This is a genomic window from Tunicatimonas sp. (assembly GCF_049647865.1).
In the GTDB taxonomy this organism is placed as follows: Bacteria; Bacteroidota; Bacteroidia; order Cytophagales; family Cyclobacteriaceae; genus Tunicatimonas.
Map to the genome: position 1 here is coordinate 1 of NZ_JBARYM010000564.1, position 2,428 is coordinate 2,428.

Sequence of the window (2,428 nt, forward strand, 5' to 3'; positions counted from 1 at the left end):
TCGCCTACGCCATACCTCGCGCAGCAAAGCACTAAAGCCATATTTAGGGTAGTATAAAATCTGGATAATCTTTATATAATTGAGAAAGCCTCAGCATTGTTAGTGCTGAGGCTTTTTTGCGGTATCATTTGAGGCTTGCTAAGTGTATAGAGTGCCCTTAATTACCAAATTGAAGAAAGGCAGCAATTCGGGGGGCATTATAGTAGGTAGAACCTCCAACAAAGGTGTCAAGGCCTAGTGTTTGGGTGTAATACACACCCAAACCGGCCAGAACAGTTCCTGATGGGGTGAGTGGTACCTTAGCCCGAATACCTCCTTCTACAAAGAAGCCAGCCCCAGCATCAGTGTCACCCATCAATTCATCTTCCCACTCACTAACCCGCCGTCCATCGGGCGTAATTCGATCATCTCCGGTAAGGTAAAAGCCTCCCGCCACCTGACCAAAAATAAGGGGTATATCAACTGTCACCCGCCCAAATTTGAATTGCGGAGCTACGAGCAGACCTATGGCACCATGATCGGCCCGGATACTAAGTTGAGACTTCCCCCGGTAAGTCTGTCCTTCCGCTAAATTTAACGTTTCAGTATGAGGATTAATTGGTCCACTGCGGTTGTATGCCACAATTCCAATCTGAAGGCGTTGTTTCCAGATTTTAACCCCAGCCTCAATTCCGGGAGCAATCCCAACGTGATCGTCCAGAAGCATAGTAGACACTGATGGACTAAAGTACCAGCGTACTTTGGGTGATGAGCTAGTTTGAGCTGAGGCAGATAAGCTAAATAAAATAGCAGTAATAAAAAATATTCGTTTCATGATAGTATTTGTTATAAGATAAGAAAAGACTAGTAACCGGTAATTAGATTTTGTTTAGCATCGTTAAATAGTGAGAAGCGAAGTCCGGCATCTATTCGCCACATGTACTTCTCAGTATCACCTCCAGCACCAAACGTGGCACCTGTTGAACCATTAGCAAGTAGTGCCCAACGTTCACCAAGGGAGTAGCTGCCACCTAGCATAATGTAGCTAGACTGAAGCTGTTCAGCTAATGGCTCGGGGTTTACCTGATACGTAATAGGTAACCGTACTCCTGTGTGCCAAAAAAACTTTTCACTGGCTTTGATGGTCACTAGTAGGCCAGGATCAAAGATTACCGCACCACTGTTCTCGAAAGCATAGTTCACCTCTTGGGTTTCATCGGAAGCGACTACGCTACGCCAGCCTGCTTTCGCAAAAAAGTCTAATCGGATAAGATCGTTTTCGGCAAGTCGACCTAATACAAATAAGCGAGTTTCACTGGCAAAGCCATTTTCAATCTTGCGAGCATCGATAAAACGATAGCGGTAATCAGACCCCTGAAATTCGCCGCCAATCCGCCAGGTATCATTGATTTGATAGTTGAGTCTGAATGTAGTGTTAGAATAATCTTGACGGGAGGCCCCGTACTGTAGATCAAAGGAAACCTGCGCCTCGGCTGCAAAAAATAGCAGGCTCAGAGAAAAGGTTAAAAGAGATAATCGTGTCATGGTTCATTGATTTTGGTAAGTAATACAATGATCCAAAGGAGCACTTAATCTTAAGCAAACTCATTGATCTGAGTTAAGAACGTTCCTGATCAGCCACCCGCCGTTTAATTCGGCTTAGCCCTTCGGGAGTAACCCCCAGATAGGAAGCGACCATATACTGAGGAATGCGTTGCGATACCCGAGGACGGTTTCTAATCAGGTTTAGGTAGCGCTCTTCTGGCGAATACAAAAAAAGAGAGTCCATTCGATTAGCAATACCAAGTGCCGTATACTCAGCGATCATTCGGCCCATTCGTTCAAATTTTGGGGAAGAGCTATAAAGTTGATTGAGCTTATCGCGAGGGATTGTAGTAAGTTCAGTGTCTTCTATCGCCTGTAAGTACAATTTGGTGGGTTGCTGGGTGAGAAAACTTGTGATATCCGTAAAGAAAGATCGCTCAAAGAAGAACTGGCGAATTTTATCCTCCCCATCTTTGACATAGTACAGACGAATTAGTCCTTGGTTAATATAATACGTAGCCCGACAAATTTCGATCGGCTGAAGAAGAAAGGAGTTTTTAGGGATAATTTCCTTTTTTAACAGAGACTGAAAAGTACTCCATTCGTCATCAGATAAAGAAACTATTTTTTCTAAAGCAGCTCTTAATGCATCCATAGATTCTTTGGAACTTTTACAGTGTGATCTGGCATTATCACGAAATTAAAGCCTTTTTTTGTAGCTACAACTTTGGGGAAAGCGATTACGTAGATTAATTTAGCGAATCAAGAATCATATAAGTTATGACAACGGAAAAAGTAGAAGTATTAATAATAGGTTCCGGGCCAGCGGGGTATACCGCTGCAGTTTATGCTGCGCGAGCCAATCTAAAACCTGTGCTGTATCAAGGAATTCAACCCGGTGGGC

General features: G+C 43.7%; 4 protein-coding genes. 1 reads left to right on the forward strand and 3 read right to left on the reverse strand.

Going from position 1 to position 2,428, the window contains the following annotated elements:
* Nucleotides 1-157: 157 nt before the first annotated feature.
* The 3 genes from WBA23_RS16680 to WBA23_RS16690 all read right to left on the reverse strand — a co-directional run bounded on the left by WBA23_RS16680 (nucleotide 158) and on the right by WBA23_RS16690 (nucleotide 2,179).
* Nucleotides 158-814 carry a hypothetical protein gene (locus WBA23_RS16680; protein ID WP_424583419.1) on the reverse strand — a complete coding sequence of 219 codons (657 nt, stop codon included), beginning with the start codon at nucleotides 812-814 and terminating at the stop codon, nucleotides 158-160.
* A gap of 29 nt (nucleotides 815-843) precedes the next feature.
* Complete coding sequence (locus WBA23_RS16685; protein ID WP_424583420.1) at nucleotides 844-1,524, reverse strand: hypothetical protein; 681 nt, start codon at nucleotides 1,522-1,524, stop codon at nucleotides 844-846.
* Nucleotides 1,525-1,597: 73 nt separating this feature from the next.
* On the reverse strand, nucleotides 1,598-2,179 hold the full coding sequence (locus WBA23_RS16690; RefSeq protein ID WP_424583421.1) for a Crp/Fnr family transcriptional regulator: 582 nt from the start codon (nucleotides 2,177-2,179) through the stop codon (nucleotides 1,598-1,600).
* Nucleotides 2,180-2,304: 125 nt separating this feature from the next.
* On the opposite strand from WBA23_RS16690, the gene WBA23_RS16695 reads away from it, so the two are divergent.
* On the forward strand, nucleotides 2,305-2,428 hold a 124-nt coding region (locus WBA23_RS16695; protein ID WP_424583422.1), incomplete at its 3' end, for an FAD-dependent oxidoreductase.